15 protein-coding genes, 1 tRNA gene and 1 rRNA gene are annotated in these 13,843 nt (G+C 55.1%); 8 read left to right on the top strand and 9 right to left on the bottom strand.

What is annotated here, in order from left to right; genetic code table 11:
* Positions 1 to 2 precede the first annotated feature (2 nt).
* Positions 3 to 851: a universal stress protein gene (locus tag BL107_RS04190; protein ID WP_009789029.1), complete on the bottom strand. Its 849-nt coding sequence runs from the start codon at positions 849 to 851 to the stop codon at positions 3 to 5.
* A 39-nt stretch (positions 852 to 890) separates the two neighbouring features.
* Here BL107_RS04190 and BL107_RS04195 point away from each other — a divergent pair, with 39 nt between their 5' ends.
* Genes BL107_RS04195 through BL107_RS12860 form a run of 5 tightly spaced genes read left to right on the top strand, consistent with a single transcriptional unit; the run spans position 891 to position 4,108 of the window.
* On the top strand, positions 891 to 1,349 hold the full coding sequence (locus BL107_RS04195) for a thioesterase family protein (protein ID WP_037988054.1): 459 nt from the start codon (positions 891 to 893) through the stop codon (positions 1,347 to 1,349).
* Between the two features lie 26 nt (positions 1,350 to 1,375).
* On the top strand, positions 1,376 to 2,449 hold the full coding sequence (gene dprA, locus BL107_RS04200) for a DNA-processing protein DprA (protein ID WP_009789031.1): 1,074 nt from the start codon (positions 1,376 to 1,378) through the stop codon (positions 2,447 to 2,449).
* On the top strand, positions 2,428 to 3,336 hold the full coding sequence (gene prmC, locus BL107_RS04205; protein WP_009789032.1) for a peptide chain release factor N(5)-glutamine methyltransferase: 909 nt from the start codon (positions 2,428 to 2,430) through the stop codon (positions 3,334 to 3,336). Before dprA ends, prmC begins: the two co-directional genes overlap by 22 nt.
* The gene (locus tag BL107_RS04210) at positions 3,333 to 3,941 is read left to right on the top strand and encodes an L-threonylcarbamoyladenylate synthase (protein ID WP_009789033.1); all 609 of its coding nucleotides are present in this window, start codon (positions 3,333 to 3,335) and stop codon (positions 3,939 to 3,941) included. Before prmC ends, BL107_RS04210 begins: the two co-directional genes overlap by 4 nt.
* A complete protein-coding gene (locus BL107_RS12860; protein WP_009789034.1) occupies positions 3,938 to 4,108 on the top strand; it encodes a hypothetical protein in 171 nt (56 codons plus the stop codon). Before BL107_RS04210 ends, BL107_RS12860 begins: the two co-directional genes overlap by 4 nt.
* Positions 4,109 to 4,120: 12 nt before the next feature.
* Here BL107_RS12860 and BL107_RS04215 read toward each other — a convergent pair.
* The 7 genes from BL107_RS04215 to ctpZ all read right to left on the bottom strand — a co-directional run bounded on the left by BL107_RS04215 (position 4,121) and on the right by ctpZ (position 8,833).
* Positions 4,121 to 4,192 (bottom strand) — tRNA-Thr (locus BL107_RS04215).
* Positions 4,193 to 4,203: 11 nt separating this feature from the next.
* Entirely contained in the window at positions 4,204 to 4,434 is a 231-nt protein-coding gene (locus BL107_RS12170; RefSeq protein WP_009789035.1) for a helix-turn-helix transcriptional regulator, read from the bottom strand.
* Between the two features lie 17 nt (positions 4,435 to 4,451).
* On the bottom strand, positions 4,452 to 4,739 hold the full coding sequence (gene minE / locus BL107_RS04220) for a cell division topological specificity factor MinE (protein ID WP_009789036.1): 288 nt from the start codon (positions 4,737 to 4,739) through the stop codon (positions 4,452 to 4,454).
* A 4-nt stretch (positions 4,740 to 4,743) separates the two neighbouring features.
* Positions 4,744 to 5,556, bottom strand: coding sequence for a septum site-determining protein MinD (gene minD, locus BL107_RS04225; protein ID WP_009789037.1), 813 nt, complete (start codon positions 5,554 to 5,556; stop codon positions 4,744 to 4,746).
* Between the two features lie 57 nt (positions 5,557 to 5,613).
* Positions 5,614 to 6,306 (bottom strand): septum site-determining protein MinC, encoded by a 693-nt coding sequence (minC, locus tag BL107_RS04230; protein ID WP_009789038.1) that lies wholly within the window; start codon positions 6,304 to 6,306, stop codon positions 5,614 to 5,616.
* Positions 6,270 to 7,547, bottom strand: coding sequence for an HD domain-containing protein (locus tag BL107_RS04235; RefSeq protein WP_009789039.1), 1,278 nt, complete (start codon positions 7,545 to 7,547; stop codon positions 6,270 to 6,272). Before BL107_RS04235 ends, minC begins: the two co-directional genes overlap by 37 nt.
* Positions 7,544 to 8,833 (bottom strand): carboxyl-terminal processing protease CtpZ, encoded by a 1,290-nt coding sequence (gene ctpZ, locus BL107_RS04240; RefSeq protein ID WP_050749863.1) that lies wholly within the window; start codon positions 8,831 to 8,833, stop codon positions 7,544 to 7,546. The genes BL107_RS04235 and ctpZ overlap by 4 nt, the downstream gene beginning before the upstream one ends.
* Positions 8,834 to 8,900: 67 nt before the next feature.
* Here ctpZ and petB point away from each other — a divergent pair, with 67 nt between their 5' ends.
* A complete protein-coding gene (gene petB, locus BL107_RS04245) occupies positions 8,901 to 9,557 on the top strand; it encodes a cytochrome b6 (protein WP_009789041.1) in 657 nt (218 codons plus the stop codon).
* Positions 9,558 to 9,596: 39 nt separating this feature from the next.
* The gene (gene petD, locus BL107_RS04250; RefSeq protein ID WP_009789042.1) at positions 9,597 to 10,079 is read left to right on the top strand and encodes a cytochrome b6-f complex subunit IV; all 483 of its coding nucleotides are present in this window, start codon (positions 9,597 to 9,599) and stop codon (positions 10,077 to 10,079) included.
* A gap of 78 nt (positions 10,080 to 10,157) precedes the next feature.
* Here petD and BL107_RS04255 read toward each other — a convergent pair whose 3' ends face one another.
* Positions 10,158 to 11,615: a glycoside hydrolase 100 family protein gene (locus BL107_RS04255; RefSeq protein WP_009789043.1), complete on the bottom strand. Its 1,458-nt coding sequence runs from the start codon at positions 11,613 to 11,615 to the stop codon at positions 10,158 to 10,160.
* A 692-nt stretch (positions 11,616 to 12,307) separates the two neighbouring features.
* Here BL107_RS04255 and BL107_RS04260 point away from each other — a divergent pair.
* Positions 12,308 to 13,793: ribosomal RNA gene (locus BL107_RS04260) — 16S ribosomal RNA — on the top strand.
* Positions 13,794 to 13,843 lie beyond the last annotated feature (50 nt).

Below are 13,843 nucleotides of genomic sequence, written 5' to 3' on the forward strand. Positions count from 1 at the left end.
ATCTAACGGCGCTCCGGTTCCCGAACAAGCAGTACTGGGGCTGGAGCGTGAACACGGATGTAATCGCTTACAGATCCCCCGAGCAGCTTGTCAAAATCCACGAGGCCACGGGCCACAAGCGGTCGTCGATCTTGTGAGGCGATCACGAGCATGTCGGCATTGATCTCTTCGGCGACTGCGCAAACGCTTCGGCCGATATCTTTCCCCTCGGTGTGAATGGTTTTGAGGTCGACGCCGAAGCTACGTGCTCTTTGAACCGCTGCTTCCAGGATGTCGTCTGCTTTCGTCCGTCCTCCGCGGGAGGGCGCTGATTCCTGTCGCACCACGTGGAGGCCGGTCAGGGTTCCTCCTGGGATGTCTCGCACGAATTCGCAGGCGGTTTTGAGGGCGTCGTCACCTACTCCAGTCCCGTCAATGGTCACCATCACACGATTGACGTGCCGAACGTAGAGGTCGTCTCTGACAAGCAGCATGGGCCGCGTTGAGAGTTGAAAGACGTATTGGCTTGTGCTGTTGGCGAGGATCGATTGAAGGCGGCCAAGCCCTCTTGAACCCATCACGATCAAGTCGGCATCAAGTTCATCCGCCACTTTGAGCACGGTTTGCTTGGTGTCTCCATCGCGAACGATGCTTTGTACGGCACTGGGCTCGAGGCCCATGCGATCAACAGCGCCCTCGAGCATGGATTGCGCATTGTCTCGGTGCCCTTCGGAGCCGGCTTTGCTTTGTTCTGGCACCACGTGCAAAAGGTTGACGCGTGCGGTTTTGAAGCTGGGGATGTCCTGCAGCATGCGGATCATTTCTTCCACATGGCCCTTGCCCGAATCGGCAATGAGCAGGTTCCTGAACATGATTGATGCGGCAGCCTTTGAAGAAGCCTATGGGCAGGAATGGTTTTGACGAAAAAGCTGACGGACAGCGTTACGCCGACGCCGTGGAGGTTGAAGAAGCGTGTGTTGCCTCAACACACTGATCACGCGGGTGTGATGTGGCACGGGGCCTATGTGGCTTGGCTGGAAGAAGCCAGGGTTGAGGCCTTGGTTGCTGCTGGCCTCACCTATGCCGAGATGACGACGCTGGGCGTGGAGATGCCAGTGGTTTCCTTGAACATCAACTACCGACACGCTCTTTGTCATGGCGACATGGTTGTTTTGGAAAGCATCAGCAGCCTCCCTGTGGGGGTCCGTTGGCCCTGGCGTTGTCAGATGCTTTGCAATGGCCAGCTCATGGCGGATGCATCGGTTGAACTCGTCATGGTGACCGCCGGCCGTGTGCTCCGACGTCCGCCCGCTCACCTGCAGGCTTTGATGAACCGGTTGCGCCAGGGTCCTACCGCTGAAGATGTTTGAATTAGTGCAAATGTACTAGTTTTGAGATGGACCGGTCTTGGTGGTGGTTGTGGAGTCATTGCCCTGGGCTTGGTGCGGCTCGGATTCGCGCTCTGCGTTCCGTTGCTTATGAGTGGTCGGTGGGTCCAGCTGAGCTCTGGAGCTGGCCAACGCATCGGCTTCAGACGCTGCTCTCTTGGCCCGAATCCTGTTGGTCGAGCGTGGAACGCTTCCGTCGGTTGCATGGCAAAACTCCCAAGATCAATGTCCCTGGGAATGTGCTCCTCCCAGGGGATCACCAATGGCCACAGGGGGTGGATCGTCTTGATCGCCCCCCGGTTCTTTTGCATCACTGTGGTGACTTATCGCTGCTTAACGGCCAACGGCAACAGCAGGCTGTTGCCGTTGTGGGGACTCGGGCCGCTTCAGCCCATGGTCTCGCAGTGGCTGAGGATTTGGGCCGCTCGTTGGCGTCGATGGGCTGGCCAGTGATTAGTGGTTTGGCGGAGGGGATTGATGCGGCGGCTCATCAGGGCTGTTTGGACGCGGGTGGACGTCCGGTGGCAGTTTTGGGGACCGCGTTAGAGCGTGTCTATCCACGACACCATGAGACATTGCAGTCGGAAGTCAGTTGTAAAGGGCTTTTGCTAACCGAGCTGTCTTCAGGAACAGCCATGAATCGAGGCTCTTTCGTTGAACGCAATCGGTTGATCGTGGCGCTTGCGAAAGCTCTCGTGGTTGTGGAGTGTCCTGAGCGCAGCGGGGCGTTGATCACGGCCAAATTCGCCTCTCAACTTCAATGTCCTGTTTGGGTTGTTCCCGGTGATGCACGTCGTTGGTCCTCCCGTGGGAGTAACGAACTTCTTCGGAATCAAGCCTCACTGCTCTTAACGACATCTGATCTAGCCGATCACCTGGGAGAGGGGCCGTTGATGTCTGCTTCAACAAGCGTGGCTCAGGACGCCTTACTGGCGGCGATCGGAGATGGTGCATCCATCGAGACTCTTCAGCGGCGCCTTGGGGCGAAGGGGGGTCATCTTTCCTCTCGGCTTGTGGCCCTTGAGTGTCAAGGACAGTTGGTGTGTGAGGCTGGCCATCTTTGGCGGCGCCGCAGATCGTGACGACCGAGCAGTTCCTTGCTGGCAATGATCTGCTGGCTTGGCGCCGTCGCCAACTTCGTCGCGGTGGACGCTCCGTTGATCTCGATTGGTTGCTCGATCTTGGCGGTGGCGTGTCCTGGTCGGAATTGCAGCGACTCCTGATTGACTCCCAGGGAAGGATCGCGATTAATCAGTCATTGGAGGAGCTCGAAAAGCTTTGGCTGCTCCATTTGGAGCAGTCCATGCCGCTTCAACACCTGGTTGGTGTTTGTCCTTGGCGAGATCTCCTGTTGGAGGTGTCGTCCGCGGCCTTAATCCCTCGACAAGAGACCGAGCTTTTGGTGGATTTGGCTTTGGCTTTCGCGGGGGGACGTCCCCCCCGCTCTTGGGCCGACTTAGGGACGGGCTGCGGTGCGATCGCCGTCAGCTTGTGTCGTGCATGGCCGGATGCTGAGGGGCATGCCGTCGATTTGAGCATCGATGCGTTGGCGCTGGCTGAGAAGAACCTCAAGGCCCTTGCTCCAGCCCAATCTTGTCGGTTGCAACAAGGATCTTGGTGGGTTCCATTGCGGGCCTCTTGGGGACAGCTTGAGATCGTGGTGAGTAATCCTCCTTACATCCCAAGCCCACTACTTGGGGAGTTGGCTCCTGTAGTGCGGGAGCATGAACCGCATGTTGCGTTGGTTGGTGGGGAAGATGGTCTCGAGGCCATTCGCTCCTTGTTGAAAGATGCGCCGCGGGCTCTTGCTCCAGGTGGCGTCCTGTTTTTGGAACACCACCATGACCAAAGTGAGAGCGTTCAGGATTTAATGCGTCGGGTTGGTCTGGTGAATGTCTCTGCTGCGAACGATCTTGAGGGGGTCGCCCGTTTTGCTCAGGGTCAGCGCGCCCTCACATCGGCCCTATGACAGCGCCAAGGGGTCCGTTGGTGCATTCCATTGCATCCATAGCGCGGCGTTTGCAAGCCTCCGAAGCGGTCATTATTCCGACGGATACGTTGCCGGGTCTGGCTGTTTTGCCTCAGAACGCCGAGACTATTTGGACGCTGAAGCAGCGCCCAGCCGATAAGCCCCTAATTCTGATGGGGGCCACGGTTGATGCGTTATTGGAGGGTGTCGATTCCCGTTGCCATAACGATGCCAAAACCCTGGCGGCGAAGCATTGGCCTGGCGCAATCACGCTGGTTCTGCCAGCTCGAGGCCCTTATGTGGACTACCTGAATCCCGGTGGATCCAACATTGGTTGTCGGATCCCAGCCTGTGCAGTAACCCAGAATCTGCTCTCATTCAGCGGTCCGCTCGCGACCAGTAGTGCCAATCCTTCTGGTCAGTCTGCTGCGACGACGGCTTTGGAAGCGGCTGAGTTCTTTCCTGATCTTGCGCAGCTCGGACCTCAACCCTGGCCCAGGCATTCCGGAGAGGCCAGCACCGTGTTGATCTGGAGGAGTGTGGGTTGTTGGCGCATTGCTCGCCATGGTGCTGTGATGCCGGAGGGCATCAATGCAACGGAATGATCCTTCTTGTTGGCCTTTGCTTGGCGGTGATGACGTTTCTTCACTGGGTGCTGGAACCGCTTGAGTTCGTGATAACTCCAGTTCTTCAATTCAGTTGGATCCCTTGGATTTTGTTGTTGGTGGGGGTGTGGCTGTTTGCAGCCCCAGTCAACGAAGACAGCCTCTAAAAATCCCTTAAAAGCCGGCTAACGGATTTGAACCGATGACCTTCGCTTTACAAAAGCGCTGCTCTACCACTGAGCTAAGCCGGCATTGCCAAACTCTACCGATCAGTGGGTCTTGAGTCTTGAAGATTGAACGGTCGCTCCATCATCCAAAGGGCTAACTCAAGCCGAGTTCGACACCCTGTTTTGGACAAGGCACGACTGATATGACATTCAACGGTTCTGAGGCTGATGACCAGTCGATCTGCAATGTCGCGATTCGTAAGGCCCTGCAGTAAGAGAGCGCTTAGACGGGCTTCCGATGGAGTGAGCGGTGTGGTGGCAGTCAAAGTCCAAGAGTGACTGCTTAAAGAGTTCCCCCGTTCGGTGGTTGTTGGATCGATCGACGAATGGGCAGATTGGCAACCAGAGCAGTCATGCGATCCTCGGTTTCAAGGCTGACGTCTCCTTCCTCGATATCGATCTCCACGTAACGAGCAACAACTTCGAGGATTTCACGGCGCATTTGGGCCAGCAGTTCGGGATTGAGGTCGCTGCGGTCATGGGCCAGAACAAGTTGCAACCGTTGCTTGGCCGTACTCGCACTGGAGGTTTGACGGCCTAGGAGCTTGTCGATGAAATCTTTGACGGTCATCGATTCAAAAAAGTCTGGTTTGCATTAACTGGCGCACTCTGGCGCGGAACCCTTGGCGTGCTTCGGAAGGATCCATTAGGGGAATGTCTTCTCCCTGAAGCCTCTTGGCGATGTTGTTGTAAGCCCTCGCTGCAGGAGAGCCGGTCTCCCCCAGCGTCAGTGGTTCCCCACGATTGGTACTCACAATCACCTGCTCGTCTTCAAAGACCAAGCCCAGAAGTGGAAGAGCCAAGATGTCGGTGACATCGTCGACAGACAGCATCTCTTGATTGGACATCATCTTGGGCCGCACTCGGTTCAAGACCAGTTGCACAGGGGTGACCCCTTGGGTGTTGAGCAGACCAATGACGCGATCTGCATCACGCACAGCGGCGACTTCAGGAGTCGTCACAACAACAGCCTCCCGAGCCGCAGCGGCCGCATTTTTGAAGCCGTCTTCGATGCCGGCAGGGCAGTCGATCAAGACGTAGTCAAATTGTTCCTCGAGCAACGACACGATTGCTTTCATGTCTTTTGGCGTCAGCCATTCGAGCATTCGAGGATTGCCAGCGGGCAAAAGGGCCAGGTTGGGCTCCTGCTTGTGTTTAACGAGGGCTTGCTCCAATCGGCATGTTTCGGCAAGCACTTCTTGGGCCGTGAAAACAATTCTGTTTTCGAGGCCCAAAAGAAGGTCGAGATTGCGTAGGCCGAAATCGGCATCCAGCACAACGGTCTTCGCCCCAAGCCTGGCCAGGGCGATGCCGAGGTTGGCTGTTGTGGTGGTTTTACCGACGCCGCCCTTGCCGGAGCAGATCAGGATCGTTCGGGTCGTCGACACCGGGATTCCGCTTTGTTTGGATCAGGATAAGCTTCAAATCCTTCGTGACAACTTCGATCAACCGTGTTGGAAGCTCATCACTTCGGCTGGATCGATTCTGATGACACCCTCACGAAGGGAGGCTTGTTCCGCTAACCCAGGTTGGGGAAGGTCAGCCGGTCCTCGCGCGACAGCATCGGCGATACGGAGCTGAAGAGGGCGAAGTTGCAGCGCAATGATCCGAGCTTGGGTCGATCCATCTGCCCCTGCATGGGCCACACCTCTGAGTCGACCCCAAATAAGAATGTCTCCAGACGAGCTGACCGTGGCTCCAGGATTGACATCTCCATAAATCAGAATGCTCCGATCGCTTTGCAGGTAGTCACCAGAGCGCAATGTTCCCTGATGAAACATCACGCCAGTCGGCTGGGTCGGTGTTGATTCGCTTGGGAGTTCCTGGCTGATCAGCTCTCTTGAGCCAAACGGTTCCGACTGTTGAAGCCTTGCTTCAACACCAAACGCTTTGGCACTCACAACGGTGGCAGGAACGTTGCTGATCAACGAATCAAGCCGTCGCCCGCTTTGATCCACGTGAACCATCAGGTCTTGAAGGTCGGTGTAAGTGAGAAACCAATCCCCACAGTCGAGATCAACACACTCCGTGTTTGCAGCGTCAAGCAAGTCTTTGATCGCGTCCTTCCAGTGCCTGTCACGGTGGTTTGGGAGTTTTACTTTCATTCCTCTGGGGTCCAGTTCGATCGCGTCGTCCATTCAAGAGCCATGGTTTGACGCAGCTCAGCGCTGATGTCACCGGGGTGAATGAGCCAGGATGTTGCGGCCGGTTGGATCAGGCTTTCCACGAGGGGAGAGGCTTGTTCCAGCGCCTGAAGATTTTCTCCATCCCAAAGCCTTAATCCACCTCTGTAGGGGTGGTAGCCGCGGATTTGCTGATGGCGAAGTCCACAGCTGTTGCGAGGATCATGGCCCTGGCTTTCGGCTAGACGCGTCGCGATCGCTAATGATTTGAGTTGGTTTTCACGACTTAAATGATCAACTGCCGTCGCTTTAAACAAGTTGCGGTCTAGAAAACGAGCGCTGAGTTCTGCCACTGCTGAAGGCCCTTCCTCTTTCCATCGCTGCAAGTGATAACCAGTCCGTACATCGTCATTGGCAAGGAAAAGATCCAGGTTGATTTGGTCGGCATTCCATAGCCACTGGGCCATTACCTCGTCAGTCCAGACTTTTTGGCGCCCCAGATCTCGTACCAATTGCACGAGGCGTTCCAGCAGCCAGTTGCACACCACATTGAGTCGGTGGTTATAGACGCTGCGGTACATCAAATTGCGAACGACCAGGTAATGCTCCACGGCCATCAAACCCTTGGGGTGAATGGCAATGTCGCCGTCTGGCGCCAGGGTTAACGCCCCAAGAATCCGATCCAGGTCGAGTTGGCCATAGCGCGTGCCAGTGCTGTAACTATCGCGAAGCAAATAATCGAGTCGGTCGCAATCCAACTGACTGCTGACCAGCCGTTGGATAACGGGATGGGGGCTAATGCCGTGTTCCAACAAATCGGCTACGGAATCGGCAGTGCCGGCCTGCTCTGTTTCGAGACATTCGCGAATGTCTGTGTGATCGCGGATGATCCGTGCAGACCAGGACTCATGACGCAAACCAAACATTTCTTCCCCTGTATGGCTGAGGGGGCCGTGACCTAAGTCATGCAGCAGCGCTGCTGCGTACAAAACAGGTCGGTGAGGCTCAAGTTCTGGAGCTTGTTCCACCATGCGCTTAAACGCACGACGTGCCAGGTGAAACACCCCTAGCGAGTGGGTGAAGCGGCTTGATTCAGCACCATGAAAAGTCAGGAAGGCTGGACCGAGCTGACGGATGCGACGCAAGCGTTGAAATGGCGCTGTGTCCACCAGTTCCATCACCATGGCCTCGCATGGGGCGCTCTGCTCCAGACCGATTTCTCGATGCAGTGGATCGTTGTACGTCCGTTGCCTCATGGGATGGAGGTGTTGCTATCGAGCTCCAACAACGACGCCATCCACTGCTCTGCTTCGTTCAGCCAGCGGTCTCCTTCCCCGCCTGGGTTGAGAGGTTCAGGATCGGAAAGAAGGCGATCGGGTTCAATCCCTGCATCCTGAATATCTCGTCCGCTGGGGGTGACATAGCCGGCCACGGTGACGGCCAGACCACTGCCGTCACTCAGGTTCGTGAGGGTTTGAATGAGCCCTTTCCCGAATGTTCGATTGCCCAGCAGGGTTGAGCGGCCGCTGTCTTGTAAAGCTCCCGCCAGGATTTCGCTAGCGCTTGCCGTGCCGCCATTCACCAAAGTGAGCATGGGTCCGTCAAACAGTGTTGAAGTCCCGGCTTGAATGCTGTCTGTGATGCCCTCTCTGTTGCGGGTTTCAACGATGGCTCCCCCGCTGAGGAAGTCGTCCGCAACGGCTAAACCAGAACTCACGAGTCCACCGGAGTTATTGCGTAGGTCCAGAACCAATCCTTCGATGCCTTTGTCTTGGAGTTCAGCGAGTGCTTCCAGCACCTGCTTGGGAACACCCTCTGTGAACTGGGTAATACGCAAATAGCCCAGGGTGTGGGATTCGGTGCGCAACCGTCGTGTCCGCACCGGACGAAGGTCGACGCTGCGGCGCTCTAAGGAGAGCTCTTCAGGAGTATTGCTTCCCTGCTGCAATGTCAGTACCACCTGGGTGCCAACCTCTCCGCGAAGTGCATTGGCGGCTCCTTCGAGGCCGAGATCGGCGATTGGTTGCCCATCGACAGCCAGGAGATAGCTCCCGCTTGCGATTTCAGCGTCTGCAGCTGGCGATCCGTCCAAAGCTGAAATCACGACCACTTGGTCTTGTTGGTCATCAGGACCAAGTTGCAGACCGACGCCGCTGAGGTTCCCACTGGTGCTGTTTTTGATCGCTGCGTAGTCCTTCGGCCGTAGGAGTCGTGTGTAAGGGTCGCCGAGTTCTCCGAGCATCTCCTCAATGGCGTTGTAGGCGTCTTCGCTGCTCTGAATTGTTTTTTCGAGAGCTTTTTGGCGTTGGCGTCGCCATCGCACGTCATCGAGCCGCTCCGGGTTCCAATAGCCCTGGTTCACCAGGCGCCAGCTATCGACCACCAGTTGTTGGGTATCGCTGAGGGCGTAGACCGTCGAAATGGGCGCGAACACCAGCCCAAACGCGATGCAGGCCGCAATCAAAGGAGCGATGAGCTTTTTGGCCATTGAAGAGGTCTTGCGCCGCAGGCGATGCGAGAAGTTGTTAACAGTTGGATACATCACAGTCCTTTCGCCTCGTTGGTTGAAGCGTGCTCCGTAGACTTTCGCAACCCGAGCCCGCTTGTGCATGGCGAATTCTTCGCCCGTTTACGACTGGTTCCAGGAACGTCTGGAAATCCAGGACATTGCTGATGACATCGGCACAAAATACGTCCCCCCCCACGTCAATATTTTTTATTGTCTGGGCGGCATCACGTTGGTCTGCTTTTTGATTCAGTTCGCGACAGGGTTCGCGATGACTTTCTATTACAAGCCAACAGTTGCTGAGGCCTATACCTCTGTTCAGTACCTGATGACAGACGTCAGCTTCGGTTGGCTGATTCGCTCGGTGCACCGTTGGAGCGCCTCGATGATGGTGCTCATGCTGATTTTGCATGTGTTCCGGGTTTATCTCACCGGTGGTTTTAAGCGTCCTCGTGAGCTCACCTGGGTGACTGGCGTCACCATGGCTGTGATCACGGTTTCGTTCGGTGTTACTGGCTACTCCCTGCCTTGGGATCAAGTTGGTTACTGGGCTGTGAAGATTGTCTCCGGTGTTCCCGCAGCCATTCCAGTTGTTGGAGACTTCATGGTTGAGTTACTCCGTGGTGGAGAAAGTGTTGGTCAAGCAACGCTCACTCGCTTTTACAGCCTTCACACTTTCGTGATGCCTTGGCTCCTCGCGGTGTTCATGCTCATGCACTTCCTGATGATTCGTAAGCAAGGTATTTCCGGTCCCTTGTGATCGTTGTTCCTTCCGTTCTTTCAACACTTGGATTAACTGATGCACATTCTCAAGAAGCCTGACCTTTCTGATCCCAAAATGCGGGCCAAGCTCGCCAAGGGCATGGGGCACAACTATTACGGAGAGCCAGCTTGGCCGAACGACCTTCTCTATATTTTCCCGGTCGTCATTCTTGGCACAATCGCTTGCGTTGTTGGCCTCGCTGTTCTGGACCCTGCAATGTTGGCCGATAAGGCCGATCCATTCGCTACACCACTAGAGATCTTGCCTGAGTGGTATCTCTATCCTGTGTTCCAGATCCTGCGTGTTGTTCCAAACAAACTGCTTGGAATCGCGTTGCAAACATTGGTTCCCCTAGGCCTAATGCTTGTTCCGTTCATTGAGAGCTTCAACAAGTTCCAAAACCCTTTCCGTCGCCCTGTGGCGATGACTGTGTTCCTGTTTGGAACTATCACCACCATTTATTTGGGTATTGGCGCTGCGCTGCCAATCGATAAGTCGCTCACCCTTGGATTGTTCTGATCCTTTTTTGAGTGCACTGCGAAACCCCCCGGCCTTCGAGCTGGGGTTTTTTTATGACCTTTTTTTTGCCTCTTAGAGCTAGCGGCTGAGGCCAGCGTCCAGATTCAGCATTAAGACGTCATCGGGATTCACGCGCAGGAAATGGTGGGTTAAAAGGAAACCCACGATGGTCCACGTTTGAAATGTCCTTGATTGTTGCCCTACCCATGTTCCTGTTGGACCGTCGAAATATTCAGCCCACTGTTGACGTGGAAGTTGGTTGAGATGGCTCCAGTAGCACTCGTCGAGGAGGGTTGTCATTTCACTCATTAACAACACGTCGGCATTGGGATGCAGCCGTTCGTGGAGAAGGATTGATGACCCAAAAAACCAAAGCAGGCTTGGCCAATGCCCACCGTTGTGATAACTCCAGGGCCAGTTTTTAGGGTCAGACCCCGTTTTGTTCTCCCACTCCACCCCTGCCATTGGCGGATGACAAATCCGCATTGGCATTTGTGCCATGAGGTGATCTCGGTTGTGATGCACGAGCCGAAATAAGGCCCTTTGTTGTGGTGCCGTGAGCAGTCCAAACATCGAGGCGAGCGAATTGCCGAGGCTGTAGAAACGGAAGTCCGGCCTGCCAGTTCGAATGTTGCCGATGAGGTATCCACCCCGATCCTGAAGCCAGTCCTGTAGCCAATCAGGGATCACTTGAGGTTGAACATTGAATTCGTTTTGGTGCTGGTTGTCTCCGTATTGCTCCGTGGGGCGACGCCGGAGGACCTGCATGGTTTTGCTGGTGACCCAGTAGTGCTTCAACAGAAATTGGCGCAGGTCATGCGTCCATTTGCGACTGAGGCGGAGACGTTCTGCCAGGAGTGCGCTGGTGTCGTGGCGTTGGTAAAGCTCCATGAGTTCAATGCAGCTTCGTAGTGCTCCGTACAACAACACTTCCACTTCCAGTGGTGCGCCCCAAACGTCCATTGGACGATCGATCATGAAGGCGCAGTCCGGTACGAACAGCACTGGTGTTCCTTCAAAGCTGGGGTGCAGCACTAGATCAAGAAGGAGCTGGATTCCGCGTTGCACTTCCGGACTCCGACCAAAATCAGTGTCTCCACTTCTTTTGACGTAGATCCAACAAAGGATCGGCCACCACAGGCTCGGATCCACAGAGGTGATCCGGCCAATGGACCGCTGGCCGTAATCAGCGACCAGATTCCCCTCTTCTTCAACGAAACTTGTTGGAAAAACCCCACGGGTTTGCACACTCGTGCTTTGGAGGTCGAGGCAAACCTTCAAAAATTGCTTCACGATCGCGAAGCGACCTTGCACCAGCAAATAAATCATCACCGGGACGTTGTCCCGAACAAAGATTTCGCCGTAGTTCAGCTCTGAATCGGCATAACTGCTTTCAAGGGCTGCAACGCTGCCGGCCAGTTGTCCCTGAATCGATATGAGAGTGCGTTCGAAGTGTTCTTGGGCCTTCTGGACCACTTGGTCTTCTTTAGAACTGGGGCGAAATCGCTGACTTTCTTCGGTAAATCGCGTCCCCATGGCACTCCAGGTGCAGGCTTCTTTTTGAAACCTAGTGATGGCAAAGGGTTCCGCCAGTGGAAGCAAGTCTGCAGATGCTTACGGTGAGCAACCAGTTGCGCGAGGGGAGTGAGGGGTGTTATGTTTTTGTCTTGCGCGGGAGCCGAGAGGCGAGCGCGCAAGACCGAAGCGCTGAAGGCGAAGGCCTTTAGATGTTCTGAGGTCGGCTTACGGGGCCGCGGGAGAAATCCGACGGTGTTGTAAGTTTCAAAAGCGGTTGGAAACGACCGCGTTGATCAGCCGACTGCTTCCGAGAGGGAGATGGTTTGAGTTGATCGCACCTGGACAATTGAAAAGTTTAGGAACTGACGCTTTTATCGCGTTTGAGTTTGGATTGCATCGCGAGAGATGTGATTTGAATTCGAATGAAATTGCGATAAAGGTGTGAGGTCCCGTCAAAAAATTTAAGTTGCAATGAAGCATTGCGCTTACAACAAGGAGGTTTTCACGAGCCTTTGAGTTGTCGGTGTGCGCAGTGTGGAGCAACGACCGGATCTGAGATCCTGGAAAGTCACGATGAGAAATCAGAAGTGCACTCTTAAGAACCCTTGATCTGTCAGAAGACAAGGTGGCGACAACTGCAGTAAGTACGCCAGTGCTTATGTGTGGGTGAAGCAAGTCAATCTGAGGTGAAAGCCAAAAGGGGTTGATCTACAACGGAGAGTTTGATCCTGGCTCAGGATGAACGCTGGCGGCGTGCTTAACACATGCAAGTCGAACGAACCTTCGGGTTAGTGGCGGACGGGTGAGTAACGCGTGAGAATCTGCCCTCAGGAGGGGGATAACAGCTGGAAACGGCTGCTAATACCCCATATGCCGCGAGGTGAAATGAATTTCGCCTGAGGATGAGCTCGCGTCTGATTAGCTAGTTGGTGTAGGTAATGGCTCACCAAGGCATCGATCAGTAGCTGGTCTGAGAGGATGATCAGCCACACTGGGACTGAGACACGGCCCAGACTCCTACGGGAGGCAGCAGTGGGGAATTTTCCGCAATGGGCGAAAGCCTGACGGAGCAACGCCGCGTGAGGGATGAAGGCCTCTGGGCTGTAAACCTCTTTTATCAAGGAAGAAGATCTGACGGTACTTGATGAATAAGCCACGGCTAATTCCGTGCCAGCAGCCGCGGTAATACGGGAGTGGCAAGCGTTATCCGGAATTATTGGGCGTAAAGCGTCCGCAGGCGGCCCTTCAAGTCTGCTGTTAAAAAGTGGAGCTTAACTCCATCATGGCAGTGGAAACTGAGGGGCTTGAGTGTGGTAGGGGCAGAGGGAATTCCCGGTGTAGCGGTGAAATGCGTAGATATCGGGAAGAACACCAGTGGCGAAGGCGCTCTGCTGGGCCATCACTGACGCTCATGGACGAAAGCCAGGGGAGCGAAAGGGATTAGATACCCCTGTAGTCCTGGCCGTAAACGATGAACACTAGGTGTCGGGGGAATCGACCCCCTCGGTGTCGTAGCCAACGCGTTAAGTGTTCCGCCTGGGGAGTACGCACGCAAGTGTGAAACTCAAAGGAATTGACGGGGGCCCGCACAAGCGGTGGAGTATGTGGTTTAATTCGATGCAACGCGAAGAACCTTACCAGGGTTTGACATCCTGCGAATCTCTTGGAAACGAGAGAGTGCCTTCGGGAACGCAGTGACAGGTGGTGCATGGCTGTCGTCAGCTCGTGTCGTGAGATGTTGGGTTAAGTCCCGCAACGAGCGCAACCCACGTCTTTAGTTGCCAGCATTTAGTTGGGCACTCTAGAGAGACCGCCGGTGATAAACCGGAGGAAGGTGTGGATGACGTCAAGTCATCATGCCCCTTACATCCTGGGCTACACACGTACTACAATGCTACGGACAAAGGGCAGCAAGTTCGCGAGGACAAGCAAATCCCATAAACCGTGGCTCAGTTCAGATCGTAGGCTGCAACTCGCCTACGTGAAGGAGGAATCGCTAGTAATCGCAGGTCAGCATACTGCGGTGAATACGTTCCCGGGCCTTGTACACACCGCCCGTCACACCATGGAAGTTGGCCACGCCCGAAGCCGTTACTCCAACCCTTGTGGAGGAGGACGTCGAAGGTGGGGCTGATGACTGGGGTGAAGTCGTAACAAGGTATCCGTACCGGAAGGTGCGGATGGATCACCTCCTAACAGGGAGACAAAACAATGATTTTGATGTCTGAGTATTTTATTCTTAGGCC

This window comes from Synechococcus sp. BL107 (assembly GCF_000153805.1).
Taxonomy (GTDB): domain Bacteria; phylum Cyanobacteriota; class Cyanobacteriia; order PCC-6307; family Cyanobiaceae; genus Parasynechococcus.

Coding starts and splice junctions, on each gene's coding strand:
- BL107_RS12860 (WP_009789034.1), top strand. CDS start 3,938: ATGATCCTTCTTGTTGGCCTTTGCTTGGCGGTGATGACGTTTCTTCAC.
- BL107_RS04210 (WP_009789033.1), top strand. CDS start 3,333: ATGACAGCGCCAAGGGGTCCGTTGGTGCATTCCATTGCATCCATAGCG.
- petD (WP_009789042.1), top strand. CDS start 9,597: ATGCACATTCTCAAGAAGCCTGACCTTTCTGATCCCAAAATGCGGGCC.
- BL107_RS04255 (WP_009789043.1), bottom strand. CDS start 11,615: ATGGGGACGCGATTTACCGAAGAAAGTCAGCGATTTCGCCCCAGTTCT.
- ctpZ (WP_050749863.1), bottom strand. CDS start 8,833: ATGTATCCAACTGTTAACAACTTCTCGCATCGCCTGCGGCGCAAGACC.
- BL107_RS04235 (WP_009789039.1), bottom strand. CDS start 7,547: ATGAGGCAACGGACGTACAACGATCCACTGCATCGAGAAATCGGTCTG.
- BL107_RS04195 (WP_037988054.1), top strand. CDS start 891: ATGGTTTTGACGAAAAAGCTGACGGACAGCGTTACGCCGACGCCGTGG.
- BL107_RS04190 (WP_009789029.1), bottom strand. CDS start 851: ATGTTCAGGAACCTGCTCATTGCCGATTCGGGCAAGGGCCATGTGGAA.
- minE (WP_009789036.1), bottom strand. CDS start 4,739: ATGACCGTCAAAGATTTCATCGACAAGCTCCTAGGCCGTCAAACCTCC.
- minC (WP_009789038.1), bottom strand. CDS start 6,306: ATGGACGACGCGATCGAACTGGACCCCAGAGGAATGAAAGTAAAACTC.
- petB (WP_009789041.1), top strand. CDS start 8,901: ATGGCGAATTCTTCGCCCGTTTACGACTGGTTCCAGGAACGTCTGGAA.
- dprA (WP_009789031.1), top strand. CDS start 1,376: ATGGACCGGTCTTGGTGGTGGTTGTGGAGTCATTGCCCTGGGCTTGGT.